The organism is Solwaraspora sp. WMMD1047, from assembly GCF_029626155.1.
Classification (GTDB): domain Bacteria; phylum Actinomycetota; class Actinomycetes; order Mycobacteriales; family Micromonosporaceae; genus WMMD1047.
Window position 1 is genome coordinate 4,900,649 of the sequence record NZ_JARUBL010000001.1, and the last position, 25,485, is coordinate 4,926,133.

Below are 25,485 nucleotides of genomic sequence, written 5' to 3' on the forward strand. Positions count from 1 at the left end.
ACTCAGTCCATGGCCGCGCACATGGACGCCGAGGAGTTCCGCCGCAACGGGTACGCCGTCGTCGACTGGATCGCCGACTACTGGACCACCCTGGCCGACCGGCCGGTCACCTCGGCCGACCCGCCGGGGACGGTGGCCGCGCTGCTGCCGACCGGGCCGCCGGAGCGGGGCGAGAGCTTCGAGGAGATCCTGGCCGACCTGGACCGGGTCATCACCCCGGGGCTGACCCACTGGCAGCACCCGGGCTTCTTCGGCTACTTCCCCGCCAACACCTCCGGCCCGAGCGTGCTCGGCGACCTGGTCGCGGCCGGTCTCGGCGTACAGGGGATGCTCTGGGCGACCGGACCGGCCTGCACCGAGGTGGAGACGGTGATGCTGGACTGGCTGGCCGAGCTGCTCGACCTGCCGGCAGGGTTCCGCTCCACCGGCCCGGGCGGCGGGGTGATCCAGGACTCCGCCTCGTCGGCCACCCTGGTGGCCACTCTGGTCGCGCTGCACCGGGCCGGCGGCGGCCGGTGGCGGTCGGCCGGGGTGGACCGGCGGTACCGGGTCTACACCTCCACCCAGGGGCACTCCTCGATCGAGAAGGCGGCCCGCATCGCCGGGCTGGGCGACGCCGGGGTGCACCAGGTCGGCGTCGACCCGGCCACCCTCGCGATGGACCCGGTGGCGTTGCGGGCGGCGATCGAGGCGGACCGGGCCGCCGGCGCCCACCCGACGCTCGTGGTGGCGACCGTCGGCACCACCTCGACCACCGCGATCGACCCGCTGCCCGCGATCGGCGAGGTCTGCCGGGAGTACGGCGTGTGGCTGCACGTCGACGCCGCCTACGCCGGGTCGGCCGCGATCTGCCCGGAGCTGCGCTGGACGCACACCGGCCTGGAGTACGCCGACTCGTACTGCTTCGACCCGCACAAGTGGCTGCTGACCGGCTTCGACTGCGACGCGTTCTGGGTCGCCGACCGGGCCGAGCTGATCGACGCGCTCAGTGTGCTGCCGGAGTATCTGCGCAACGCCGCGACCGAGTCCGGCGCGGTGCTGGACTACCGGGACTGGCAGGTCCCGCTGGGCCGGCGGTTCCGGGCGTTGAAGCTCTGGTTCGTGCTGCGCTGGTACGGCGCCGAAGGGCTGCGCGCGCACGTGCGGTCCGGGGTGCGGCTGGCCGCCGGCTTCGCCGACCGGGTACGCGCCGACGACCGGTTCGAGGTGGTCGCGGCGCATCCGTTCTCGCTGGTCTGCTTCCGGTTACGCGACACCGGCGACGGCGCCGACTCCGACGCGCGCAACGCCGACCTGCTGGCCCGGGTCAACGCGACCGGCCGGATCCAGTTGACGCACACCCGGGTGGCCGGCCGCCACACCCTCCGGCTGGCGGTCGGCTCGCCGCACACCGGGCCGGAGCACGTCACCGAGGCGTGGGAGCTGATCAATTCACTGGCCAGGTGACCGTTGGCCCGCCGGCGGAATCCGACGCGGCGGCGGGCTGCCCGGCACCCGGCCGCCTGGCGTCCTCCTGCAGCTCGGCGCCGGGCCGCCCTCCGTCCTGCAACTCGGCGCCCGGCAGCCCGGCGCTCGGCAGCTCGGCGCCCGGCAGTTCGGCGCCCGGCAACTCGGCGCCCGGCGGGACGACGCCCGACGGGACGGCGGTGGCGGCTGCGGCGCGGCGGGAGTGGCGTAGCGCCCGGACCGCGAACGCGGTGGCGGTCAGCCAGCCGGCGACGATGACCAGGTAGACGGTCGACCGGTCGCCGGCCGGCACCAGGTCGAGCCCGTTCATCAGGGTACGGGCGTTGGTCAGCACGATGAGGCCACCGACCGCGGCGCCGAGCAGCTGGGCCGGCACGATCCGGACCAGCCAGGCGGCGATCGGGGCGGCCACCAGGCCACCGGCGAGCAGGGCCGCGACCATCGGCAGCAGGAACCCGCCCGCTCCGAGCCCGATCAGGAAGCCGACGCTGGCCGCGGCGGAGACGACGAACTCGCTGGCGTCGACCGATCCGATCACCTTGCGGGGCGCCATCCGCCCGGACACCAGCAGGGTCGGGGTGGCCACCGGTCCCCAGCCGCCCCCACCGGTCGCGTCGACGAAGCCGGCGACCAGGCCGAGCGGGGCGAGGAACCGGCCGCGCAGCGGGCGTCGGGCTCGGGCCCGCACCGGCCGGGAGAAGCGGATCAGCAGGTAGCAGCCGAGGGCGAACAGGATGCCGGCCATCCAGGGCGCGGCCAGGTCGGTGGAGATCGAGCTGAGGAAGGTGGCGCCCGCGAACGCGCCGAGCGCGCCGGGCAGGGCGATCCGCCGGACCACAGCCCAGTCGACGTTGCCGAACCGCCAGTGCGCCACCCCGGAGGCGAGCGTGGTGCCGATCTCGGCCAGGTGCACCGAGGCGGAGGCGGTGGCGGGCGACACCGCAGCGAGCAGCAGCAGGGTGGTGGAGGTGACCCCGTACCCCATGCCGAGCGCGCCGTCGACCAGCTGGGCGGCGAGGCCGACCAGCGCCAGCACCAGAAGTTTGCGCACCTGAACCACCTGTCCCTACTCGGCAATGCCTATTGTTTTGGTTATTCCTATCGGCATAGTCGAGAATGCCGCCGGGCGGGGTGGCGGTCAAGAGTGTTCCGGTGGGTGGGAGCCCGACGGCGGTCAGGCCGGGTCGGTCAGGTCCAGGCGCTCGGGTCGGCGATCAGGTCGTGGACCCGTGGGGGCAGCTTCCCGGTCGCCACGTCGGCGACCGTGACCAGTTCGAGGATCTCCCGCTCACTGGCCCGCAACGCGATCCACACCTCCTGCAGCGCCCGCGCCGAACCCTGGTAGCCGAGGTCCTCCGGGCGCTGTCCCCGGATGTTGGCCAGTGGTCCGTCGATCACCCGGATCACCTCGGCCAGCGAAATCCCGTCGGCCGGCCGGGCCAGCCAGTAGCCGCCCTCGGGACCGCGCTGGGCGTGCACGATGCCGCCCCGGCGCAGTTGCAACAGGATGCTCTCCAGGAACTTCGGCGGGATGGCCTGGGCGCGGGCGATCTGCTCGGCGGTCACCGGGGTCGGCCGGCGCGGTGGCGTGCCGTCCGGATCGGCGGGGTCGGTCAGGGCGAGCGCCGCCAGCTCCGCGACGGCCCGCAACGCGTAGTCGACCCGGGCGGAGAGGCGCATGGCTCAAAGGCTAGTCGGCTTCACACCAACGGGTGACCCCAGGGCCTCAGCCGCCGACCCGGCGCAGCAGGCCCTCCTGCACGGCGCTGGCGATGTGCCGGCCGTCCGGCGCGAACATCCGCCCGGTGGCCAGGCCGCGGGCGTCGGAGGCCGACGGGCTCCAGCAGTCGTAGAGGAACCACTCGTCGGCCCGGAACGGACGGTGGAACCACAGCGCGTGGTCCAGGCTGGCGCCGATCAGCCCACCGGGGCCCCAGACCTCGCCGTGCACCGACAGCACCGAGTCGAGCAGGGTCAGATCGGAGGCGTACGCCAGGGCGCAGGCGTGCAGCAGCGGATCATCGGGCAGCTTGCCGTCGATCCGCATCCAAACCCGCTGGTACGGGTCGGCGGGCCGGTCGCCCGGCCGGACCCAGCCGGGTTCGCCGACGTACCGGACGTCGATCGGGCGCGGGATGACCGCCCAGATGCCCAGCCGCTCCGGGTAGCGGGCGAGCCGCTCGGTCATCGTCGGCACCTCGTCCGGGCCGGGCACGTCCGGCGGCTGCGGTGCCTGGTGGTCCAGCCCCTCCTCCACCCGGTGGAAGGAGGCCGACATGAAGAAGATCGTCTTGCCGTGCTGCAGCGCCACCGACCGCCGGACCGAGAACGACCGGCCGTCCCGGATGTTCTCCACCTGGTACTCGATCGGTTCGGACGGGTCGCCCGGCCGGACGAAGTAGCCGTGCAGCGAATGCACCAGGCGGGACGGGTCCACCGTCCGCCCGGCGGCCACCAGCGCCTGGCCGGCCACCTGGCCCCCGTACACCCGCTGCGGGCCGACCGGCGGGCTCATCCCCTGGAAGGACATCTGGCCGGTCTGCCGCAGGTCGAGCACCTCCAGCAGCTGGTCCACCGCCGCCTGGCCGCGCACCGCGCTCTCCCCCGCCGTCACCGCCGCACCCGATCGGAGACCAGCCGGTCGGAGATCAGCCGGTCGAGGATCACAGCAGGGCTCGCGCGGCCGCCGCGTCGACGAGCGAGCCGAGCTGGTGCACCCGCAGGGTGTTCGTCGAGCCGGGCGTGCCGACCGGGCTGCCCGCCACGATCACCACGTACTCGCCGGGGTTGGCGTGGCCGAGCCCGAGCAGGGCCTGGTCGACCTGCCGGAACATGTCGTCGGTGTGCTGGACGAACGGCATCAGGAAGGTCTGCACGCCCCAGGAGAGGGCGAGCTGGTCGCGCACCTCCGGGACCGGGGTGAAGGCCAGCAGCGGCAGGTCGCAGTGCAGCCGGGAGAGCCGGCGTACGGTGTCGCCGGTCTGCGAGAAGGCCACCAGCGCCTTGGCGCCGATCGCGCGGGCGATCTGGGAGGCGGCCACGGTCAGCGCGCCGCCGTGGGTACGGGGGTCGTGCTGCAGCCGGGGCACCCCGATCGAACCGGACTCGGTGGTCGTCACGATCTTGGCCATCGTGCTGACGGTGAGCACCGGGTACTTGCCGACGCTCGTCTCGCCGGAGAGCATCACCGCGTCGGCGCCGTCGAGCACCGCGTTGGCGACGTCCGACGCCTCGGCCCGGGTCGGCCGGGAGTTCTCGATCATGGAGTCGAGCATCTGGGTGGCGACGATCACCGGCTTGGCGTTCTCCCGGCAGAGCTGCACCGCCCGCTTCTGCACCAGCGGAACCTGGTCCAGCGGCATCTCGACCCCGAGGTCGCCGCGGGCGACCATGACGCCGTCGAAGGCGAGCACGATCGCCTCCAACTGGTCGACCGCCTCCGGCTTCTCGACCTTGGCCAGCACCGGCCGGTGTACGCCGACCTCCTGCATGATGCCGTGCACCAGCTTGATGTCCTCGGCGGACCGGACGAACGACAGCGCGACCAGGTCCACCCCGAGGCCGAGCGCGAACCGCAGGTCCTCGGCGTCCTTCTCCGACATCGCCGGGACGCTGACCGCCACGTTCGGCAGCGAGACGCCCTTGTTGTTGGAGACCGGCCCGCCCTCGGTCACCAGCACCCGGATGTCGTTGCCGACCACCGCGGTCACCTCGACGGCCACCCGGCCGTCGTCGATGAGCAGCCGGTCGCCCGGCTTCACCTCGGCCGGCAGCTTCCGGTAGGTGCAGGAGACCCGGTCCCGGGTGCCCACGATGTCGTCACTGGTGATCACCACGGAGTCGCCGGTCCGCCACTCGTGCGGGCCGTCGGCGAACCGGCCGAGGCGGATCTTGGGGCCCTGCAGGTCGGCGAGGATCGCCACCGCGGTCCCGTGCGCCTCGGCGGCCTGCCGGACCAGCCGGTACACCTGCTCATGGTCGTCGTGGCTGCCGTGGCTGAAATTGAGCCGGGCCACATCCATGCCCGCCTCGACGAGGCCCCGGATGCGCTCCGGTGACGAGGTCGCGGGGCCAAGGGTGCAGACGATCTTCGCGCGGCGGTTCACGCCCATCAGGCTAGTCTCTCTCCCGGATCGGCCCGGTGACCGACCCCTTGCCGGATTTCTAACACGGGTCCAACGTCCCGCGACGGCCGGCAGTCCGGCGGGTGCGCACGCCGGTGACGTTGGTGGCGGGCGTCAACGGCCGCTGCGGAAGCGTACTCCCGTCCCTCACCCGGTGTCTCTCCCGGTCGGCCCGGTCGGCGCCGATCGCGAGAACGACCCACCTTACCGGCCAGGAACCCGGTCGGTCCGGCCGGCCCGTGAGCGGGTCGCCATCGCGACATTCTGATTGGTTCATGCCCACACATCTATCAACGGGACATGATCGGCAGTAACGTCCCCTATGCCATCGATGGCGGGGGCCATCGAGGCGGACACAGCAGAGGGGACTTCATGCGTCGCACGACTGCACTGCTGGCCGTGAGCATCCTGGTGGGTGGACTGCTCACGCCGGCAACCGCGCAGGCCCGGCCGGCCGGCGAGCCCGACCACGCCGCTTCGGCCACACTGGAGGCGGCCCGACTCGCCGCGGCCAAACCCGGTGGCACCGCCGGCAAGCCGGCCGGCGCCAACCCGTACCTCGCATTGCTGCCCGATCCGTCCAAGGCCGACTACGCCGGCTGGCGGGCCTGGATGAGCGCGCAGGGCGAGCTACGTGCCCAGCAGAAGGCCAAGCAGCGGGCACTGGCCCCGACGCCGCTGCTCGTCGACGAGGCCGAGCCGGCTGGCATCCGGGGCTCCAACGAGTCGCCGGCGAACGCGCAACGGATCACCGGGTTCGGCACCGGCCCGGCGCAGAACCAGCGGATGCGGGTCCTCGGCACCCTCTCCCCCGAGGACGTCGCCATCGAGAGCCTGCCGCCGGGCGAGGAGGACAACGGCGCGATCCCGCTGGCCACCGAGACCGGCATCGACGAAAACCTCGGCGGCATCACCACCACCGGCGAGATCGGTGACGGGCCGCACGGCAGCGGTGGCACCGGCAACGGTGACTTCGACTTCTACTCCCTGAGCGCCGCCGCCGGTGACGTGGTCACCGTCGACATCGACACTCCGGACGGCGGCTCGCTCGACTCGGTGGTCGCCCTCTACGACGAGGCGGGCGAGATCGTCGCCCTCAACGACGACAGCGTCGACGGCCTGGACAGCCTGCTGACCTACGAGGTGACCGTCGCCGGCACCTACTTCGTGCTGGTCACCGGGTTCCCGGTGCTGCCGAACGACCCGTTCGACTCCGGCAGCGGCACCGGCGCGGACAGCGAGGGACCGTACGCGGTGAGCATCAGCAAGCTGGCCACCGACCAGATGGACGTCGACTTCTACGCGGTGCAGCTGCGCAAGGGTGACGTGCTCGGCGCCTCCGTCGCCGGCGCCGCGGCCGAGGTGACCATCTGGGACACCCCCGGCCAGGAGACGCACGGCTCCACCCAGGACGCCAGCGGCATCTACCCGGCCAGCACCCCGCTGCCGGGCGGCGGCAACGCGGTCGCCGACCACGTCGTCGACCGGACCGGTTGGCACTACGTCGGGGTCGCCAGCGGCGACGGGGACTACGACCTCACCGTCGAGGTGTTCCGGCCGGTGCTGGAGGGCCAGCGGCCGGTGCAGAAGCTCTTCCTGGACTTCGACGGCGCCCGGGTCAACACGGCGATCTTCGGCGGCCCCGGGGTGCGTGACCTCAGCCCGTTCCGCGCGTTCCTCGGCCAGTGGGGCCTGACCGCCGCCGACGAGAACGCGGTGATCGACGCGATCATCGCCGAGGTGCGGGAGAACCTGCGGCGGGACATGCTGCAGAGCGGTCTCAACCCGGACTTCGACATCCGGCTGCTCAACAGCCGCGACCACGCGGACCCGTTCGGGCAGCCGAACGTGAGCCGGGTGGTCATCGGCGGCACCATCGAGGAGTCGGGCGTGCCGACCATCGGCATCGCCCAGTCGATCGACCCGGGCAACTTCGAGACCGAGGAGTCGGCGCTGGTCCTGCTCGACGTCATGAGCGGTCCGTCCGACGACGAACTCTCCCTGAACTACTACCTCAACGAGGCCAGTGACCGGGTCGCGTTCGTCGGGCAGGCGATCGGCAACGTCACCTCCCACGAGGCCGGCCACTTCTTCGGCAACTGGCACGTCGACCAGTTCAACGACACGCCCAACCTGATGGATCAGGGCGGCAACTTCCCCGTCATGTACGGCGTCGGCCCCGACGGCATCGGCGGCACCGCCGACGACACCGACGTCGACTTCGGCGAGGACCACCTGAACCCCGGCGAGGGGTTCACCGGCATCGAGGACACCCACAGCCGGATCGCTCTCACCGTCACCAAGTAGGCGCCGGCAGCGCAGCACCGTCCCCGGCCGGGGTCGCCCACGCGGCGGCCCCGGCCGGGCCGTCTGGACCGCCTCCTCCGTTCGGACCGAACCGCGCTGAGCTGGGCCGGTTCACAGTCACGTGATCTTGCTGGCACTTCCCCGACATGATCAACGCCGACAGTCTCGGCAACGATCCCTTCGGGAGGAGCAGCAACATGGCACCAACCCCGCCGACCGACGCCGAACTCGACACCATGATCCGCGCCAGACTCGCCAGCGTCGGCATCGACCTCGACCAGCTCCCCGCCGGCAGCACCGCGGACCCGGAGACCGGCTCCCCCGGCCGGGACTCCGTACTCGCCTCGCTGCGGTCCTTCGTGCGCAGCACCGTCGGCACCCTCGCCGCGTACCAGATGCCCGCCCCGACCGGGACGGACCCGGCGCTGGCGATGGCGCTCTCCCAGCAGCCCGCCCCGATCCTCTACCCCTCGATCAGCACGGAATGGCGGGACGCATGAGCATCGAACCGCTCGACCGGATCGCCGCCACCGATCCACAGCCACTCGACCGCACCGTCGACCGGCGGGCCTTCCTGGCCCGCACCGCCGCGCTGGCCGCCGTCGCCACCGTCGGCGGCACCGTCGGACTACCCGCCGCCGCCCAGGCCGGCGGCACACTCGCCTTCGGACCGGTCAGCCACCGCGGCCCGTGGCCCGACGGCCAGGCACCCAACCTCGACCGACCCGCCGCCTACGTCCGGCCCCGGCCGGAGGCGATGGCCGACCCGACCGAGCTGACCATCGCCGAGGCCGCCTGGCTGATCCGGGCCGGCAAACTCACCCCACAACAACTGGTCGAGGCATACCTCGCCCGAATCACCGCGTACGACGGCACGTACAAGGCGTTCAACCTGGTGCTCGCCGAGGCGGCGATCAAGGCGGCCCGCAAGGCCGGCCGGACCCCGCGCACCGGGGCACTGCACGGCATCCCGCTGGCCATCAAGGACAACTACTGGACCAAGGGGGTGACCACCACCGCCAACTCGTACCTGTTCCAGGACTTCGTGCCGCCGTTCGACGCGACCTCGGTGGCCCGGCTCACCGGTGCCGGCGCGATCGTGCTCGGCAAGACCCAGATGGGGCCGCTGGCCACCACCCGGGCCACCACCCCGGCCGGGGTGGTCACCACCGTGAACGCCTGGACGCCGGGCGATCCGGCAACCAACCCGGGCGGCTCCTCCACCGGCACCGGTACCGCCGTCGCCGGCCGGCTGGCCACCTCCGGCACCGGAACCCAGACCGGCGGCTCGATCACCGCCCCGTCCAACGCGCAGAACCTGACCGGGCTCAAACCCACCATGGGCCGGGTCTCGCTGTACGGCATCATCCCGCTCACCTACACCCGCGACCATCCCGGCCCGCTGGCCCGCGACGCCAAGGACGCCGCGATCATGCTGACCGCGATGGCCGGCGAGGACCCCGCCGACCCGCGTACCCAGGGGTTGCCGAAGGTGCCGAACCTCATCGAGGCGGCCAACCCGGTCTACCACGGCAAGCGGGTCAAGCTGCGCTGGCGGACCAGAATCGGGGTGCTGCCCGACTTCACCGCCGGCACCTCCCCGACCGCCCAGGCCCGCCAGGCATTCCTGGCCAAACTGGCGGCGATCCCCGGCGCGAGCGTGGTGGACGTGCCGCTGCCCGACGAGTGGGACCTGCTCACCGGTGGCGCCTTCAACAACGTCCGGCTGCCCGAACGCAGCGAGCCGTTCATGCCGTACCTCCGCACCGACCTGCGCGGATTCGGGGTTTCGGTGACCAGCTGGCTGCAGGGCGCGCTGCTGGGCGGGACCGAGTTCATCACCGGCCAGCGGGCCAAGCAACTGCTGCTGGAGCGGGTGCTGGACCAGCTCTTCGACCGCTGTGACGTGGTGGTGCAGACCAGCCCGGTGCCGTTCGACATCATCGGCCTGCCGGAGATCGCCTTCCCGATCGGTTTCGACCCCGCCGGCGTCCCGATCGGCACCATCCTCGGTGGCCTGCCGTACGCCGAGGACCGGCTGTTGTCGGTGGTGGCCGCGTACCAGGCGGTCACCGACTGGCACTGGCGCCGCCCGCCGGACCCGGCGCCGGCCGCCGCGGCCGCCCGCACCACGGCGGCGGCACCGCTGCGGCTGACCGCCGAGGAGGTCGCCAAGCAGAGCCAGTGAGCAGCAACCAGCCCGGTCCCGGTTCGCGTCGGCGGACCGGGACCGGGCTGGCGGCGGCCGTCTACCGTGGAGGGAGGTAGCCGCTGAGCCCGGGATCGGAGCTGAGGATGGACCTTTTTCGCCCTGGCAGGCCGCCGGAGTTCCCCGAGATCCCCGAGCCGGCGCCCACGCCGGCCGCATTCGACCCGTTTGACGACCTGACGGTCAAGGCGATCGCCGCTCCGGACGATTGGCTCGGGGACGACGTGCCCGGGATAGAGTCCGGCCCCGTGCACCCGGATCCGCTCGACGATCCGCTGGAGCGGCCGGACATCACCGCCCCGCCCGGCCGCGGGCAGACCGAACTGCCGGGGCACAAACTCGGCCGGCAACCGCTTCTCGATTCGACGGAAGCGTCGGTTCTCACCGGCCCGGAGCCGCCGTTCAGCGAACACCTGGAGCCGATCGGCCGGTCGGCGGAGGACTGGGCCGTCATCGCGCGGAGCGTCTTCGACCGGGTGCTGGGTATGCCGGGCGACTGGCAGCACCGGGACATCGCCGGCCCGCTGACCGGGGAGGAGCTGTGCGCGCAGTTACGCCGCTCGCTGGAGCCGACGGACCGGGTGGACGCCTACCGGTTCAGCACCGACGACGGTCGCGAGTTCACCGTCGTGCTGCCCGGCCAGCACCGGCCCACCGACCGGATCTTCCAGCGGGTCGGGATCCGGCTGGTTACCGAGGCGACGAAGGCCAGCGTGGACGCCGTGATCGGGGTTCCGGTGCTGACCCTGCTGAGCGCCCCGACCGACCTCGCCGGCTCGTTCTTCTACGCCGCCGGCCTGGCCGAACTCGAAGAACTCCTGAAACACCCCCGGCCGTCGTGAGTGGCGCGGGACCGGGCCGGCGGCCGGCTCAGTTCCGGTCGGGGGCGGGGCCGTTGTCGTTGAACCGGAAGGTGTCGGCGGGTGGCGCGTCACCCAGCTCCTCCAGGATCAGCCCCGACCGCGCCGACGAGCGCAGGTAGGCAGAGGTGATGCTGATCAGGTAGGTGTCCTCGGCGTCACCCTGGGCGGCCGCGATCTCGAACTGCTGGTGCGGCTCCTGCTCGTCGCACTCGGCGCCCTCGACGTGCAACGGCTGCGAGTTGCCCGGGTTGCGTACCTGCCAGCAGACCGGCTCGCCCTCGCCCGGGCCGCCGCCGGCCCCGAAGTACGACAGGATCAGGAACTTCTGCCCGCCGATCGGGCTCGGCACGAAGAGCTGTCGGCCGCTGTCGTCGTCCACCTCGCCGAGCCGCCCGCCGTCGGCCAGCGACAGACCCGACTCGAACGCCGCCGTCCGCACGATGGTGACCTGCCGGTCACCGGCGAGCACCGGCGGAAGATCCGTCGGCGCCGCCGAGCCGCCGGACGGGGCCGGCGTCGGCGAGCCGGTCGGCGAGGGTGTCACCGGGGTGGCGATCGGCGACAGCGAGGGGGTCGCGTCCGGCGACGAGCTCGTGCAGGCCGCCACCATGGCGGTCACCGCGCACAGCCCGATTCCGGCGAGTCCTCGACGCATCGTCATGCCACTCTCCTCGTTCGTTGGCGGACGGGACGTCCGCGGTAGTCCGCCCTGATCTCCCGATCCGTACCCCTCGTACTCCGGACCGAAACGATCAAAAGCACCCCATCGACGCCTTTGGCCGCCATCCGGTCAACCCGCCGGCGGCGGGAAGGGCGACCACCAATGATCCGGTACGGTCGAGGCGGGGTCGGCGCAGGGCGTGAGGATCGGATGGAGCCGCAGGAAATCGAGGACGCCGTGGCGGAACTCGACGCGCTCTTCGCCCCGGCCGCGCACGCTCCGGTGGACATCTCCGACCCGGACTGGCTCGCCAAGCTGGCCGTCGCGCACGCCACCCCGCTCGCTGAGCGACTCGGCGTCGCCGACCGGACCACGGCGGTACTGTCGACGATCATCGATCGGTACGCGACCGGCGACGACGCGACCCGGACGACCATCCGCGGGCTCTTCGACCGGTACCCGTCGTTCCGGTGGGCCGCCCACCTGCCCCGCGACTGGCGCACCGCCGCCGACTTCCGGGCCCGGCTGATCCACCTGTCGGCCCGCGACCAGGGCGCGGACACCCGCGACGAACTGATGGCCCTGGACGCCCTGCTCACCCGAGCCCGCGACCTCGGTATCGACACCGACCCGATCCTGTCCGAGGTGGCCGCGATGTCCAGCACCGTCGACCGCTACGGCACGGGCTCGATGCGCCACCTCCTCCACCGCCCACGCCCCTGAACCCCGGCTCGCCCGCCGATCCGCCGAGTTCGACGCTGATCAGGCTCTGGTCCAGCGCTCGACCCGCGCCGTGACGACGTCGCCCGGGCGCAGCCGTCGGCTGGACCGCGGGGTCGCGCGCCACGCCGTGACCTGCGGCGACGAACCGTCGTCGAGCACCACGAAGTAGCCGGGCACCAGGCCGGTCCCGTCGGAGGTGACCGCGGGCGCCCCGGTCCGCTTGGTCAGCCAGGCCAGCGCCCGGCTGTCGTACAGGCTGGTCAGCCGGGCGGTGGACGCGGCGTCGCCGATGGTGCCGAACGGCACGATGCGCAGCACCCGGCCGGTGACCCGGGCCGGCGCTGGGCCGGCTGGTCGCGGAGGCGTACCCGCAGCTCACCGCGAGTGCGTCCGTCGGTGAGCTGCAGACGCAGCTCGCCCGCCGCACCGGCGCGACCCGAGGAGTCAGGTCCGGCTGGTTCCGCGCCGGTACCGTCCGTACCGTGGACCAAGGGTATCGGCTCGGCCCCGCGTCGGCGGTCGTCGTGCTGGGTCTGGCCGGGTTCGTGGCGCTCGGTGCCGCGTTCTGGAACACCAGGCCGGACCCGTTCCAGGTGGACGTGAACGCGCCGACGACCATCACGGTTGTCCGGGGGCAGCGGTTCACCCTGGCGCGCACCTTCACCGAGCCGGCTGCCGCCGGCTGCCTGGTGGCCCCGGCGGACGGTGAGCGCCGCCGGGTGACCGTGCGGCCCGGTCCGGACGGCGTCCACCACGTGTCGGCCTGGTGGTCGGGGACCGCCGCCATCACCTGTGACCAGCCGGTCAACGGCTCCGTGTTCAGCCGGCACTTCCCCGCCTTGCCGATCGGGCTCGGCATCGCGGCGGCGGTCCTGTTCCTGGCTCTCTTCCTCACCCTCGGCGCGATCTTCGAATGGGCGGGCTGAGCTGGTTGGCCGGTGCGGAGTGCCCAACTCCGCACCGGCCCTACCCGAATGGTCAGCCCGGCCGGTCCCCTGCCGGGCGTCCCGGGCTCATCAGGTGGTGCTGCCGGTGACCGTAGTTCCGGACTTGGTGATGCGGTAGGTGATCTGGGTGCCGCTCCAGAAGTGGAACGTCAGGTTGACGGTGCCGTCGTTGACCTCGGCGAAGAACTCCGGCTTCAGGATGATGGTGTTGGCGGCGTAGTCGGGCTGGAAGTGGGTCCAGAACTCCTTGTAGGAGGTCCAGTTCGCCGGCCCGGCGCCGCTGCCGTCGGGGTACTTCGCCTCCATGGTGGCGAGCTGGTCGCCGCGGAACTGGGTGGGGATGGCGAACGAGCTGGTCGGGCCGGTGGCTGCCGCCTGGGTCGGCCGGTCGTAGCTGAGGATGCTGAGCTGCCACGGCACGCCCGCGGAGAAGCGGGCCTCGATGGTGGCGTTCACCCCGTACGCGCGGTTGCCGACCAGCCGGGTCACGGCCGCGGCGGTGAGCGTGAGGGTGTTGCCGGAGACGGTGTAGTCGGTGCCGTTGGCGAGCTGGGTGTTGCCCTGCCACAGACCGCGGAACGACAGGCCGTTCAGGTTGAGGGTGAGCGACTTCGCCGTGATGGAGCCGGTCCGGGGTACGTAGATCTGGTCCGTCGAGGCGGTCGCGGAGCGGGTGGTCAGGCTCGCCTTCATCATTTCGTAGATGCCCTGGTCGCGCCAGCGCAGCTCGGGACGGTGCAGGAACGATCCCGCGTCCCACAGCATCGTGGTGAGGTTCCTGATCCGGGCGTTGTATCCGACCGACTCGAAGAACTTCAGCAGTTCGCCGCGGTTGATGATGCCCGGTCGGGTGTAGTCGTAGCTGAGCAGCGCCCACTCGCCGATGATGACCGGGATGTCCCGCTGGACGAAGGTGTTGTGCGCCCGGTCGAAGGTGCCGAGGATGTCCTGTTCGACGTTCGTGTCGTACCGGGTGCCGCCGGCGATGTTGACGCTGAACGGCCACCAGCCGTAGAAGTGGATGGTGGCGGCGAGGTTGGGGTCGTCCAGCTCGTTGATCGTGGCCAGCAGCGCGTCCAGCCGGCCCTGCTCGCCGTTGGTGTGCAGGGTCGGCAGCACCAGCAGCCGGGTGGCGTTGCCGCCGCCGGTCCCGCGTACCAGGCGGACGAACTCCAGGTTGAGCTCGTGCAGCCGCTGGTCGCTCTCGGCGTCACCGGAGGTGCCGGCGAACTGCGGTTCGTTGATGCTCTCGAAGACCAGCTTCGACGAGTGGCTCCGGAACGTCGTGGCGAGCTGGGTCCAGAGCGCCCGGTAGCGGTTCATCACGGTGGTGCGGTCGCCGGGGTAGGTGTTGATCCACTGCCAGGAGTCGTGATGCAGGTTGATCATCACGTAGAAGCCCTCCGCGAGGGACCAGTCGATGACCTGCTGGACGCGGTTCAACCAGACCGGATCGATGGTGTAGTCGGGCGCCGCGCCGTGGTGGTTGCTCCAGGTGATGGGGATCCGGATGCTGTTGTATCCCTGGGACCGGAGGTAGTGCAGCATCTCCCGGGTGGTCAGCGGGTTGCCCCACGAGGTCTCGTCGGGGATCGCGTCGAAGGTGTTGCCCAGGTTCCAGCCGGGCTGCATGGCCGCGACCTGGGCCATCGGGTCCTGCGGCTGCGGCGTCGGGGACGGCGACGTGGTGGGAGTGGGGGTCGGCGTCGGCGTCGCGGTGGGGGTCGGCGACGCCGTTGGCCCGACGTTGCCGGTGCACGCGACGCCGTTGAGGGTGAACGAGGTGGGGGCGGTGTTGCTGCCCGACCAGGCTCCGTTGTAGCCGAACGAGACCGAGCCGTTGGTGGCGATGTTCGCGTTGTAGCTCATGTTCGTGGCGATGGTCTGGCCACCGGAGGTGGTGACGGTGGCGTTCCAGGCCTGGGTCACCCGTTGCCCGGCCGGGAACGTCCAGACCAGCCGCCAACCGTTGATGGGGTCGCCGAGGTTTGTCACGTTCACGTTCGCGGTGAAGCCGCCCGACCACTGGGCCGAAACCGTGTACGCCACCCGGCAGCCGGCCGCCGCCTGCGCGTTGGCGCTCACCATTGTCGCCGCCACCAGCAGCGCCGCCACCGCCGCGGCGACGATGCTGACCCGCCAAGGGATCTTCCTTGTGTTCGACGAACTCATCCTGCATCTCCTCGCCATCATGGCGTCCGCGGAAAGTCTGGGGGGATCGGTACGCGCCCGGTGGTCGGGCGCCGCGCGCAGCCGGAAACGGCGGCGGTGTACGCGGGGCCTGCCCGGGCCGCCGCGACGAGTGATGGGACTCCCGCGATAGAAACGATCGCTCATCAGGAGCGGAAAGTTTCCGGCACGGACGTTACAGTTTACGTCGAGCAGCGTCAATGACTGCCGAGCGGTGCTCCCGACTACCCTTGCGGTGGACGCGCTGGCACTCTCCGCAGGACGGTCAGGGTGGAGAAGTGCCCACAGTCGCGGCGGTCGGCCGAGGAAGGGGGGTCGGGTTGACAACTGCCGAGCCGGGCGGGCCGGTCACCGAACTGAAACCGCTGCTCGGTGATCCGACGAGGCCGGTGACGATCGCGGCCATCGCCGAATCCGCCGGGGTGTCGATCCCGACCGTGTCCAAGGTCATCAACGGCCGGTCCGGCGTGGCCGCCGACACCCGGGCCCGCGTCGAGGCGGTGATCAGCCAGCACGGCTACCGCCGACCGTCCCCGGCCGTCCGCAGCAACACCCTGGAGCTCGTCTTCGAGGAGATCGAGGACATGTGGGGGCTGCAGATCATCCGTGGTGTCGAGCGGGTGGCCAGGCAGCAGCGCGTCGGGGTGGTCCTGACCGAGTTCGGACCACAGCGCAACGCGATCCGGTACTGGATCGACGACACCATCTCCCGCCGTCCGGACTGTCTGGTGACGGTGGCCCAGCTGAGCGAAGAGCAGCGTAACCAGTTGCGGGCCCGCGGCATCCCGCTGGTGGTCTTCGACCCCACCAGCGAGCTACCCGACGGCGTCCCCTTCGTCGGGGCGACGAACTGGGCCGGCGGCCGGTCCGCCACCCGGCACCTGATCGGGCTGGGCCACCGCCGGATCGCGATGATCGGCGGCCCCGAGCGGATCCTGTGCTGCCGGGCCCGACTGGACGGCTACCGCTCCGCGATGGACGCCGCCGGCCTGCCGGTGGAGCCCGCGCTGGTCACCCATACCGGCCTGCACCAGCAGGACGGCGAGGTCGCCGCGCTCGACCTGCTGAACCGGCCGGATCGTCCGACCGCGATCTTCGCCTGCAACGACCTCCAGGCGCTGGGCGTCTACCAGGCCGCCCGCAAGTTGGGGCTGCGGATCCCGGCCGACCTCAGCCTGGTGGGATTCGACGATCTGCCGGTGGCCAACCTGGTCGACCCTCCGCTGACCACCGTCCACCAGCCGCTCATCGAGATGGCCGTCACCGCCACCGAGCTGGCGCTCGCGCTCGGGCGCGGCGAGAAGATCAGGCAGACCGGGCTGGAACTGGCGACGACCCTGACCGTCCGGCGGAGCACCGCGCCGCCCGCGGCCTGATTGAAATCCTCCGGAGGCTCTGGCAGCCTGATGTTCATCGATATAGGTGAGCGTTCACATCGATGCCGTGAGGAGAGCCGACGATGCGACCACGACCGCGCCGCCGCCGGCCGGAGCGTGCGGGGCGACCTACCGGACGGTCAACTCCTGGCCGGGCGGCTTCCAGGGCGAGGTGACCGCGGCCGGTGCGGCCGTCGACGGCTGGACCGTGCAGTGGACCCTGGGCGGTGGTCAGACCATCAGCCAGGTCTGGAACGGCACGCTCAGCACCAGCGGCTCCACGGTGTCGGTCCGTAACGCCTCCGACAACGGCTCGCTGCCGGCCGCCGGCTCCACCACGTTCGGCTTCCTCGGCAGCGGCAGCCCGTCCGCCCCATCGCTGACCTGCACCAGCCCCTGACAGCCACCCGACCGGCCGCCACCTCGACGGTCGGTCGGCAGACCACCAAACCAGTTCCCGCGAAGCCGGCACGGGGTGCCGGCCTCGCGGCCGTTGACCAGCCCACGAATTTCCGTCCCACCATGCAACCGATGCCACGGCGATCCCGTATCAGAGGCGTCCAGATGGCAAGTGGGGACGACGAGAGGTGGGTGGCCAGTGAGACGGCCTTCCGAGCAGGATCGCGAGTTCACCGAGTTCGTGACGACCCGGCGTGCCGCGCTGGTCCGGGTGGCGACACTGTTGGTCTCCGGTGACCTGGCCAAGGCCGAGGACGTGGTACAGACGGCGCTGACCCGCCTCTACCTGGCCTGGCCAAGGGTCCGGCCGGAAACCGTCGACGCGTACGCGCGGCGGTGTGTCGTCAACGCCGCGTCGGACGAGCGCCGCAGCCTGTTCCGGCGACGCGAGCAGGTACGGGCGCAGTTGCCCGACGTCGCCGCCACGACCACGGACAGCGACGAGACAACGGTGCTGGCGTTGCTGGCCACCCTCCCGGCGAGCATGCGGGCGGCGGTGGTGCTGCGCTACGTCGAAGGGCTGAGCGTCGCCGAGACCGCCGACGCCATGCGGTGCAGCGAGGGCAACGTCAAGAGCCAGAGCTCCCGCGGTCTGGAGCGACTACGGGCACTCCTGCCCGAACGCGCGAACCACTTCGCCTGACCCATTCCCGAACCGCCTGATCGAAGGAGTACCGACATGCCAGACGTCGTGGACGTCCTGCGTACCCTGCCGCAGACCGTCACCCCCGACCGGACCAGCCCGGAGATGGTCGCCGCCGACGTGGCCCGGGGGCAGCGCGCCCTGACCCGCCGCCGCCGGCAGCGGTTCGCGTTCTCCGGCGCGGCGGTCGCCGCCGTCGCCGCCGTGGCGGTGGGCGCCGGCCAGCTCGGCCAGCCCGCCGGCGCCCCGACCGCCGGCACGACGGGAACCGGCCCGACGGCGCAGACGCTGCGGCTGGTCGCGTACACCGGCACCCAGCCGGTCGGCTTCGAGGTGAGCACCGTGCCGCAGGGCTGGCAGGTGATCTCCTCGGACACCAGCATGTTCGTGGTGATGCCGTCCGGTCAGGACCCGGCCCCGGCCGCTCCCGGCAGCGCGGTCAGCCTGCGGGGCCGGATCTCGGTGTCCCTGGAGAGCCTGTCCCGGCTCCCCGACGACTCGCCCGTCACCCAGGTCGACATCAACGGCCGGACCGGCCGGCTCGGCTCGCCCTGGGAGACGCCGGGCGAACCGTCCGACACCCGCTGGCTGATCTTCCCGGTCGCCTCGGGCCAGCGGGTCCTGGTGCAGGTCCCGGGCGAGCTGGGCCTGCGCGACGACCAGATCGTGCGCTTCGCGGAGGGCATCACGGTCACCGACCAGGCGGAGTCGGTCGGCGGCTGAGCAGCCGGTCGAGACCGGGGCCGTACGAACGCCGCAACGTCCGTACGGCCTCGGTCGGTCGGCGGGTCGCGGCGTCGTCGGCAGGTCAGGGTACGAGTGCTCGCAGCCTCTCGGCGGTGGCCCGCTCGTCATCCCGGGAGCGATGCGTCCGCCAGTCCGGCCAGCAGTCGGCGAAAAAGTCCAGCAGTTCGCGGTGCACGAAGATGTATCCGTCACCGACCTGGCGCAGAATGAGACACCGCACGCAGTGGTCGAGGAACGGCAGGTACGGCAGCGGCACGACCCCCTTGCGCGCCAGCGCCCGCCGGATCAGCCACTGCTCGAGCATCGGGGTGAAAGCCGTCTCGGTGAGCACGAAGACGGCCGAGCCGACAGCGGTGAAAGCACCGACGCGTTGCGCCGCATCGGCGCCAGCGAGCACGGCTGCCGCGGCTGCCGCGGCTGTCCCGGCCAGCACGGCAACGATCACCACGCCCAGCAGGCTGCCGCGAAGTCTCATCCGCATCAGCGGGGAGGGCACCTCCACCCGACCGGTGCCGTCGTCCGGGCGCGGCGCGGGTATCCAGTGCAGATGCAGCAGCAGATCGTCGACGGCGCCCCAGAGCAGCGCGATCGTCACGGCGGCGACCGCGGTATAACCCGCCATCGCGAACCCGCCGTGCGGCCAGCCGAGTAACGCTCCGATGGCGGCGCCACCGCCGGCGACGACCCCGAGCCCCGTGGGCGCGCGCAGCAGCTCCACGGCGTTGTCCCAGGTGCCGGAGGCCCAGAGCAGCGGTAGGCGGCCGCCACCCCGGTCGCCCTCCCGCTCGCTCCTACCCTCCGCGAGGTACGACGCCCCGTCATACGAGAGGTTGCGGTGCCCGGCGAGGATGAGCAGCCCACACACCACGCCGACGGCGGCACCCGAGACCCCCAGCAGCGGGTATCCCAGCCCAGCGAGCAGCAGCCCGGCCGCCGTCGAGGTGACCACCGCGGCATGTTCCTGACGATCAAGCCACCCGGATGACCACCGGGCGGAGATGGTGTCGATTGTGAACACGGTCAGGCTCCTCCGCCGGAGGTTGCCACCGAGCGCCGCGAGGTGACGCACGGTGGCGGCCGGCGGAAAGTTCGGGTTCGGCCGGCGGGTGAGCATGGTGCGCACGTACGTGGTGTAGAGCCGTTGCCGCCCGCGCGTCGGAGCGTCGGTCGTGCCCGGTTCGGGCGCGGTCCGGGGCTCGGGAGCGGGCCGACCCCGCCGATCGGCGTGGGCCAGCGCGACGATGCTCAGCAACAGTGGTGAGTCGATGAGGTCCCACAGTCCTGGGTCGGCGTCGAGAGCGGCCCGGATGCCGGTGGCCGCCGTCCCCGCGCGGTCGAGGAAGGCGCCGATCTGTGCCTGACTCAACGGCTGGATGATCACCCTGGCGTAGAGCCGCAGGGTGGTGTCGAGGCGGTCGTGCTCCTCGGTGCGGCAGCACACCGCCAGCGGCACGGCACCGTACGTGCGGCGGAACGTGTTGATCGCCGCCACGCATGCCTCACGGTACTCGGGCGCCACCTCGTCGAGACCGTCGAGCAGCGGCAGCAGACGTTCCTCGGCCACCCAACGCGCCGACAACTCGCGTGGCATGCCGTACCGCTCGGTCAGCTCGTCGGCCAGCCACTCGGCCACCGGCTTGCGTAGGCGAACCCACGACGAGAGATTGAGCACCACGGGGGCCGGATAGGTGGAATCGGCGTTGGCGCGGGCAAGCAGATCCCGGGCCAGCTCCAGCAGCATGGTGGTCTTGCCGGAGCCCGGCGCCCCGATGATCACGATCGCCTCGTCGAAGGTGTCGAAGAGGTCGCTCATCGTCCGCCCGGCCGGCTGTGGTTGCGGCACGCCGCCGGACCGCGCGGCGGTCACGTCCCACGGGTGTCCCTGCTGTTGCACCGTCTCGAAGCCGAGCTCGATGCGCGCCTCGTGGTAGAGCGAGCCCTCCAGGACGCTACGCACCCAGTAGCGGTCGACCCGGCCGAGCAGCGTACGTCGGTAGCGATCCTCGGCACCGAGTGCGGCCGGCACGGCCGGCCGATCGCGGCGCAGCTCAAGGACGATCAGCGCCGCGGCTCCGAGCAGGGCCAATGGCCAGGCGAGCCACAGGTAGGGTCCCCAGTCGTCCGGCAAGGCGGCGGATCCCACGTTCGTGGCGACACCCAGCGCAAGGGAGCAGACCACCGTGGCGATGATGATCGTGGTCCGGCGCACGGAACATGTCTACCGTCGTGGCCTCCGGTAGTACAACCAGGACTTTCGGTGATCCCGGGCCGCCGAACCGGTGGCCCGTCCCTCAGGCCCCGGCGAGGATGGCGCTGAAGCGCTGCTCGGCCAGGTCGAGCTGGTCGAGCACGTGCCGGCGGACGTCGTCGTCCAGCGGCGTGTCGGGGCGGGTGACAAGTTCCCGCAGGATCGGCACCAGCGGGCGGTACTTGGTCGCCGCCCGGCCGGCCTTCGGTGCGGTGGTGTGGATGACGCCCACCCCGTTGTCGGTGAAGTCGGAGAACTTGATGACCCGCGCCCACGGATCCCGGTCCAGGCTGCTCGCGACGTGCTCGCGGTACTGCTGGTAGGCGTCGCGGTCGGGGTCGTAGCGCGGGTTGGTGACCGAGGCGACCAGCGCGGCCACCCGTACCCCGAAGTCGCGGGCCAGCACCGCGAGCGCCGCCTCGGTCGGGTCCTGGGCCGCGGACCCGGCGAGTTCGGCGGGGTGGTCCTCCACCGCGTCGTGCAGCAGCGCCGCGACCAGCACGTCCACGTCCCGCACCCGGTAGTAGCAGATGATCCGGATGGTCACCCGCAGCAGGTGGTTGAGGTACGGCTCGCGGACCCGCCGGTCGTCGCGGTGCAGCCGCTCGGCCAGCGCCAACGCCCGCCGCAGCCGGTCCCGGGCCGGCTCGTCGAAGCCGGCGATCTCGAGCGCGAAGCGCTGCCGCAGCCCGGCCTCGCCGTACACCTCGGTGACCGCGTGCAGCGGCATCGACGTTAGGTACGCCGGCATCACCTCGTCCATGCCCACTGTCTACCGCAATCGTCCAACCGGTGCCGTCCCCGGGCCGTTGTGGCCCGGTCCTATCCTGCCGATCATGAACCTGCGTACCCCGGGAATTGTCCATCGTGTCGCGGTCCTCGCCACGGGCGTCGCGGTCGGCGCCGCCTCGGCGACGCTTGCTCCCGCGCCGGCCGCCGCCGCGCCGTTTCCGGGCGCCGGTGGTTACGTCTGGGGCTATCAGCCGACGGTCGCCAGCTACGTGATCCCGGAGAGTGCCGGGAGCACCTTCTACGGCGCCAACGACGGTGCCGGTCCGACGACGGTCACCCGGTCGTCGACCGGCCGGTACAGCATCCGGTGGGGCGGGCTGGGAACGGCCGCGCCGGCTGGCGGCGGGGTCGCGCACGCCAGCGCGTACGGGTCGACGAGCGACCTGTGCGCGGTGATCTCCTGGGGTCGCGGAACGGACGTGGTGGTGAGCGTGGCCTGCTACGACCGGACCGGCGCGCCGAAGGACACCTTCTTCACCGCGAACTGGACGGCGGTTGCCGGCGAGCTGACCGGTGACCACTACAGCTACCTCTGGGCGGACCAGCCGACCACCGCCAGCTACGCGCCGGCCAGCCACTACCGGTACGACGCCAGGGGCGTCGCACCGTGGGTGTTCCGGGACGGGGTGGGCGACTACCGGGCCTATCTGCCGAGCACCCACACCTATCCGGAGCAGGTGACGACGTTCTACCAGACCACGGCGTACGGGGCGGCGGCGGTGAGTTGCAAGGTCACCGGATACCTGGGCGGCGGGGTGGTCCGGGTGCGGTGCCGCAGCGCCGCCGGGGCGCTCGTCGACACCCGGTTCTCGCTGACCTTCGCACCGTCCAACCTGCTGATGCGGATCGCCCCGACCTCGTTGAGTCAGGTGACCCTGGCCGGCACCACCCCGGGTTTCGCCTGGAACAGCGACAGCAACCTCAGCCACCTGCGTACGGTCACCCGGCTCGGCACCGGCAGCTACCGGGTCTTCTATCCCCAGATCGCGAGCCCGTACGGACACGCGGTGGCCCGGGCGACCGGCACCACCGACTCCCGCTGCCACGCGTCGGGCTGGTCGTCCGCCGGCTCCGACGAGAACATCTCCGTCCGCTGCGTGGACAGCGCGGGCGCCGCCGTCGACTCGCCGTTCTCGGTCGCGTTCACCTGGTGAACCGACCGGGAGCGGCAGCCTGAAACCGATCGGGCCGGCACCCGGGCCACTAACGACAACGTTGATGCGATATAGAATCCCGGCATGATCTCCGAACTCGACCTCGGCGCGGTCGCCGCGCTCACCGATCCGGTCCGGCGGGCGGCGTACCAGGTGGTGGCGGCCAGCGATGTCCCGGTGGGGCGGGACGAGGTGGCGGCGAGCCTCGGGGTCGGCCGCACGCTGGCCGCCTTCCACCTCGACAAGCTGGTGGACGTGGGCGTGCTGGAGGTCTCGTTCGCCCGCCGGTCCGGCCGGTCCGGACCCGGCGCCGGCCGCCCGGCGAAGCTGTACCGGCCAGCGGTCACCGAGCACGCCGTCAGCGTCCCGCCCCGCGCGTACCGGACCGGCGCCGAGATCCTGGCTGAGGCGCTCGACCGGTCGGGAGCCGACGCGACCCTCTACGAGGTGGCCCGCCGGCACGGCCACCGGGCCGGCACGGACCGGGCCGGTTCGGAGCCACCACCGTCCGATGAGGACGTACTGGATCTGCTCTCCGCGAACGAGTACCGACCCGAGCGCGAGGACCAGGTCATCCGGCTGCGCAACTGCCCGTTCCACGTGCTGGCGGAGCGGTTCCCGCCGCTGATCTGCGGGATGAACCTCGCGCTCGTGGACGGTCTGTTGGCCGGAGCCGGGGTCACGACCTGGACGGCCGCCCTGGACCCGGCGGTGGGTCGGTGCTGCGTGGCGCTGACTAAAAACAATAAGGATTGACAATAGAGCGCGGGCCTGGTGTGCTTCCGGCATGCCCACCAGTCGTCACCACCTCGCCCAGCTGAACATCGGTCGGCTCCGCGCTCCGCTGGACGACCCGTCGATGGCCGACTTCGCCGCCGCGCTGCCGGTCATCAACGCCCTCGCCGACGCCTCCCCCGGATTCGTCTGGCGACTGCAGGAGGAGGGCGCCGACGACGCCACCGGCCTGCGTCCGCTGGACCAACCGGACGTCATCGTCAACCTCTCGGTCTGGACCGACGTCGAGACGCTGCGCGCCTTCACCTACCACTCGGCGCACCTGGAATCGCTGCGCCGGCGCCGGGAGTTCTTCGACCACCAGGGGCTCCCCGCCTACCTGGTGCTGTGGTGGGTGCCGGCCGGGCACCTGCCGACCGTGGCCGAGGCGTTGCAGCGGCTGGAGCTACTCGCCGCCGACGGCCCGGGACCGCGGGCCTTCACCTTCCGGGAGACCTACCCACCACCGGACTGCGCCGCCGGGCCGACCTGACCCCGGCAGGCGTACACCTGGCAACGCTGTCGCCGTCCGCCACGGGGGAGGGCGGCGACAGCGTCCGCCGCTTGACCAGTTGGCCCGCAGTACCACCTAACCCGTCGCGGCAGCGACGGTTTCCAGCGCGAACTCTCGACCGGCAAGGACCCCGCTCGGTGCGGCGACGGCTATCGCGACGTTCGCGACCGAGACGCCGCGTGCCTCGAATGCACCGTGGACCATTGTCGACGCCGCTACCGCCTGTCCGTCGACGACGAGCATCCGGCCAGCAGTTTCTGACGGACGCTCGCCCAACACTTCGTGCCGGGGGCCGCGGTGCTGCGGATGACGCTCCTTGAGGATGAGATCTCCGAGCACCTGCCAGAGATGCTCGGAGATCTCAACCCGAGACCAGGCGTACGGGCGGCGCGTCACCACGTGGATCGGCGAGCCGTCTGCTGTGACGTATTCCCATTTGAGCAGCACCGGATGGGAGACCGGAACAGTTCCATGCCGCTCGTGCTCCGAGTCGGAGAAGATCTCCACACCGACGGGAGTGCAGAACGGTGCCCGCACCCGTGCGTGACGCTCACCGAACGACACCGAATGGTCCTGCCAGGAGGCGTGCATGGTGGAGATCTCCTAACCCGACTACACGTACTTGTGCGCGATTGGCCCGAGCGCGAAGCAGATCGTTCCGTTCCACAGGACGACGGTGCCGACGATCACCTCGGCGGTGACCCAGGTCGGACCACCGGCCGTGAAGGTGTGCCAGGCCTGCCAGCTGTGCTCCGAGGCGTGCAGCCGGTCGAACCTCTTGATGCTGACCCCGTAGTCGTCAAGCACGGAGACACTCCAGGTCTGCTGGACCGCTCCAGACATTCCGGAGTTGAGTCGCCAGCCGGTGTGGATCTCGGCCTGGTGGTTACCCAGCCCGTACAGGTAGACGAAGGACCTGCCGCAATTGCCGACCCGCTCGTCCTGAACGACGGCTTCGGCGGGCCGGTAGTCGGGGGCCGAGCCCTTCGGCACCGAGTACTCGCGACCGTTCTCGTCGGTACGAATCTCGTAACCGTTCGCCTTGGCCACCGCGCGATCGTACCCGACGACGTTCATCGCGGACTCGAACACGGAGACGCGGGCCGGCCCTTCGCCCGCCGACGCGGGCGCGGCGAGGCCCACCGCCACGAGTGCACCGACCGCGACAACCGCCAGCAGTCGTTGCGCCCTTTTCCCGGACACGGTAGCAATCGACATTCTTTCCCCACCTTCTGCACGACGAAGGATCGGGACGGCATTTACATTTATGCCATCGCCGCTCTTGGA

Annotated in this window: 25 protein-coding genes; 14 read left to right on the forward strand and 11 right to left on the reverse strand. The window is 71.6% G+C overall.

All coding sequences use genetic code 11. The features are described 5' to 3' along the window. The first annotated feature begins 9 nt into the window (after window positions 1–9). The gene (locus O7627_RS22200; RefSeq protein WP_278095425.1) at window positions 10–1,446 is read left to right on the forward strand and encodes a pyridoxal-dependent decarboxylase; all 1,437 of its coding nucleotides are present in this window, start codon (window positions 10–12) and stop codon (window positions 1,444–1,446) included. On the opposite strand, the gene O7627_RS22205 is transcribed toward O7627_RS22200, so the two are convergent. From O7627_RS22205 to pyk, 4 genes are all read right to left on the reverse strand, one after another. Beyond that, window positions 1,427–2,518, reverse strand: coding sequence for a TSUP family transporter (locus O7627_RS22205; RefSeq protein ID WP_278095426.1), 1,092 nt, complete (start codon window positions 2,516–2,518; stop codon window positions 1,427–1,429). The genes O7627_RS22200 and O7627_RS22205 overlap by 20 nt on opposite strands. 137 nt (window positions 2,519–2,655) lie before the next feature. Beyond that, on the reverse strand, window positions 2,656–3,147 hold the full coding sequence (locus O7627_RS22210) for an Rrf2 family transcriptional regulator (RefSeq protein ID WP_278095427.1): 492 nt from the start codon (window positions 3,145–3,147) through the stop codon (window positions 2,656–2,658). Window positions 3,148–3,193: 46 nt separating this feature from the next. Beyond that, a complete protein-coding gene (locus O7627_RS22215; RefSeq protein WP_278095428.1) occupies window positions 3,194–4,081 on the reverse strand; it encodes an acyl-CoA thioesterase II in 888 nt (295 codons plus the stop codon). Between the two features lie 49 nt (window positions 4,082–4,130). Beyond that, on the reverse strand, window positions 4,131–5,579 hold the full coding sequence (gene pyk, locus O7627_RS22220) for a pyruvate kinase (RefSeq protein ID WP_278095429.1): 1,449 nt from the start codon (window positions 5,577–5,579) through the stop codon (window positions 4,131–4,133). A gap of 384 nt (window positions 5,580–5,963) precedes the next feature. On the opposite strand from pyk, the gene O7627_RS22225 reads away from it, so the two are divergent. The 4 genes from O7627_RS22225 to O7627_RS22240 all read left to right on the forward strand — a co-directional run bounded on the left by O7627_RS22225 (window position 5,964) and on the right by O7627_RS22240 (window position 10,949). Beyond that, entirely contained in the window at window positions 5,964–7,898 is a 1,935-nt protein-coding gene (locus O7627_RS22225; RefSeq protein WP_278095430.1) for a PPC domain-containing protein, read from the forward strand. Window positions 7,899–8,095: 197 nt separating this feature from the next. Continuing rightward, window positions 8,096–8,398, forward strand: a complete 303-nt coding sequence (locus O7627_RS22230; RefSeq protein WP_278095431.1) for a hypothetical protein — start codon at window positions 8,096–8,098, stop codon at window positions 8,396–8,398. Further along, window positions 8,395–10,086 (forward strand): amidase, encoded by a 1,692-nt coding sequence (locus O7627_RS22235; protein WP_278095432.1) that lies wholly within the window; start codon window positions 8,395–8,397, stop codon window positions 10,084–10,086. Before O7627_RS22230 ends, O7627_RS22235 begins: the two co-directional genes overlap by 4 nt. Window positions 10,087–10,193: 107 nt before the next feature. Continuing rightward, the gene (locus O7627_RS22240) at window positions 10,194–10,949 is read left to right on the forward strand and encodes a hypothetical protein (RefSeq protein ID WP_278095433.1); all 756 of its coding nucleotides are present in this window, start codon (window positions 10,194–10,196) and stop codon (window positions 10,947–10,949) included. Between the two features lie 28 nt (window positions 10,950–10,977). Here the strand turns inward: O7627_RS22240 and O7627_RS22245 are convergent, their stop codons facing one another. Then, window positions 10,978–11,631, reverse strand: a complete 654-nt coding sequence (locus O7627_RS22245) for a hypothetical protein (protein WP_278095434.1) — start codon at window positions 11,629–11,631, stop codon at window positions 10,978–10,980. A 210-nt stretch (window positions 11,632–11,841) separates the two neighbouring features. Here O7627_RS22245 and O7627_RS22250 point away from each other — a divergent pair, with 210 nt between their 5' ends. After that, window positions 11,842–12,354, forward strand: a complete 513-nt coding sequence (locus O7627_RS22250) for a hypothetical protein (RefSeq protein WP_278095435.1) — start codon at window positions 11,842–11,844, stop codon at window positions 12,352–12,354. 39 nt (window positions 12,355–12,393) lie between these two features. On the opposite strand, the gene O7627_RS22255 is transcribed toward O7627_RS22250, so the two are convergent. Further along, on the reverse strand, window positions 12,394–12,672 hold the full coding sequence (locus O7627_RS22255; RefSeq protein ID WP_278095436.1) for a hypothetical protein: 279 nt from the start codon (window positions 12,670–12,672) through the stop codon (window positions 12,394–12,396). A 164-nt stretch (window positions 12,673–12,836) separates the two neighbouring features. Between O7627_RS22255 and O7627_RS22260 the strand changes: the two genes are divergently transcribed. Further along, the gene (locus O7627_RS22260) at window positions 12,837–13,280 is read left to right on the forward strand and encodes a hypothetical protein (protein WP_278095437.1); all 444 of its coding nucleotides are present in this window, start codon (window positions 12,837–12,839) and stop codon (window positions 13,278–13,280) included. A gap of 90 nt (window positions 13,281–13,370) precedes the next feature. On the opposite strand, the gene O7627_RS22265 is transcribed toward O7627_RS22260, so the two are convergent. Beyond that, window positions 13,371–15,473, reverse strand: a complete 2,103-nt coding sequence (locus O7627_RS22265; protein ID WP_278095438.1) for a cellulase family glycosylhydrolase — start codon at window positions 15,471–15,473, stop codon at window positions 13,371–13,373. A 338-nt stretch (window positions 15,474–15,811) separates the two neighbouring features. Between O7627_RS22265 and O7627_RS22270 the strand changes: the two genes are divergently transcribed. From O7627_RS22270 to O7627_RS22285, 4 genes are all read left to right on the forward strand, one after another. Next, entirely contained in the window at window positions 15,812–16,867 is a 1,056-nt protein-coding gene (locus tag O7627_RS22270) for a LacI family DNA-binding transcriptional regulator (protein WP_278095439.1), read from the forward strand. A 67-nt stretch (window positions 16,868–16,934) separates the two neighbouring features. Beyond that, window positions 16,935–17,267: a cellulose binding domain-containing protein gene (locus O7627_RS22275; protein WP_278095440.1), complete on the forward strand. Its 333-nt coding sequence runs from the start codon at window positions 16,935–16,937 to the stop codon at window positions 17,265–17,267. Window positions 17,268–17,465: 198 nt separating this feature from the next. Beyond that, the gene (locus O7627_RS22280) at window positions 17,466–17,969 is read left to right on the forward strand and encodes a SigE family RNA polymerase sigma factor (RefSeq protein ID WP_278095441.1); all 504 of its coding nucleotides are present in this window, start codon (window positions 17,466–17,468) and stop codon (window positions 17,967–17,969) included. Between the two features lie 36 nt (window positions 17,970–18,005). Next, entirely contained in the window at window positions 18,006–18,692 is a 687-nt protein-coding gene (locus O7627_RS22285) for a hypothetical protein (RefSeq protein WP_278095442.1), read from the forward strand. Window positions 18,693–18,777: 85 nt separating this feature from the next. Here the strand turns inward: O7627_RS22285 and O7627_RS22290 are convergent, their stop codons facing one another. Together O7627_RS22290 and O7627_RS22295 are read right to left on the reverse strand one after the other, a co-directional pair. After that, on the reverse strand, window positions 18,778–20,925 hold the full coding sequence (locus tag O7627_RS22290; RefSeq protein WP_278095443.1) for an NACHT domain-containing protein: 2,148 nt from the start codon (window positions 20,923–20,925) through the stop codon (window positions 18,778–18,780). 82 nt (window positions 20,926–21,007) lie between these two features. Further along, entirely contained in the window at window positions 21,008–21,727 is a 720-nt protein-coding gene (locus tag O7627_RS22295; RefSeq protein WP_278095444.1) for an HD domain-containing protein, read from the reverse strand. Window positions 21,728–21,800: 73 nt separating this feature from the next. On the opposite strand from O7627_RS22295, the gene O7627_RS22300 reads away from it, so the two are divergent. The 3 genes from O7627_RS22300 (at window position 21,801) to O7627_RS22310 (ending at window position 24,177) form a co-directional block, all read left to right on the forward strand. Further along, a complete protein-coding gene (locus tag O7627_RS22300) occupies window positions 21,801–22,910 on the forward strand; it encodes a hypothetical protein (RefSeq protein ID WP_278095445.1) in 1,110 nt (369 codons plus the stop codon). Window positions 22,911–22,994: 84 nt separating this feature from the next. Beyond that, on the forward strand, window positions 22,995–23,666 hold the full coding sequence (locus O7627_RS22305; RefSeq protein ID WP_278095446.1) for a transcriptional regulator: 672 nt from the start codon (window positions 22,995–22,997) through the stop codon (window positions 23,664–23,666). Window positions 23,667–23,697: 31 nt separating this feature from the next. Next, complete coding sequence (locus O7627_RS22310; protein WP_278095447.1) at window positions 23,698–24,177, forward strand: DUF3291 domain-containing protein; 480 nt, start codon at window positions 23,698–23,700, stop codon at window positions 24,175–24,177. Window positions 24,178–24,273: 96 nt separating this feature from the next. On the opposite strand, the gene O7627_RS22315 is transcribed toward O7627_RS22310, so the two are convergent. Both O7627_RS22315 and O7627_RS22320 read right to left on the reverse strand, forming a co-directional pair. After that, the gene (locus tag O7627_RS22315; RefSeq protein WP_278095448.1) at window positions 24,274–24,789 is read right to left on the reverse strand and encodes a hypothetical protein; all 516 of its coding nucleotides are present in this window, start codon (window positions 24,787–24,789) and stop codon (window positions 24,274–24,276) included. 21 nt (window positions 24,790–24,810) lie between these two features. After that, window positions 24,811–25,416, reverse strand: a complete 606-nt coding sequence (locus O7627_RS22320; protein WP_278095449.1) for a hypothetical protein — start codon at window positions 25,414–25,416, stop codon at window positions 24,811–24,813. Window positions 25,417–25,485: the final 69 nt, after the last annotated feature.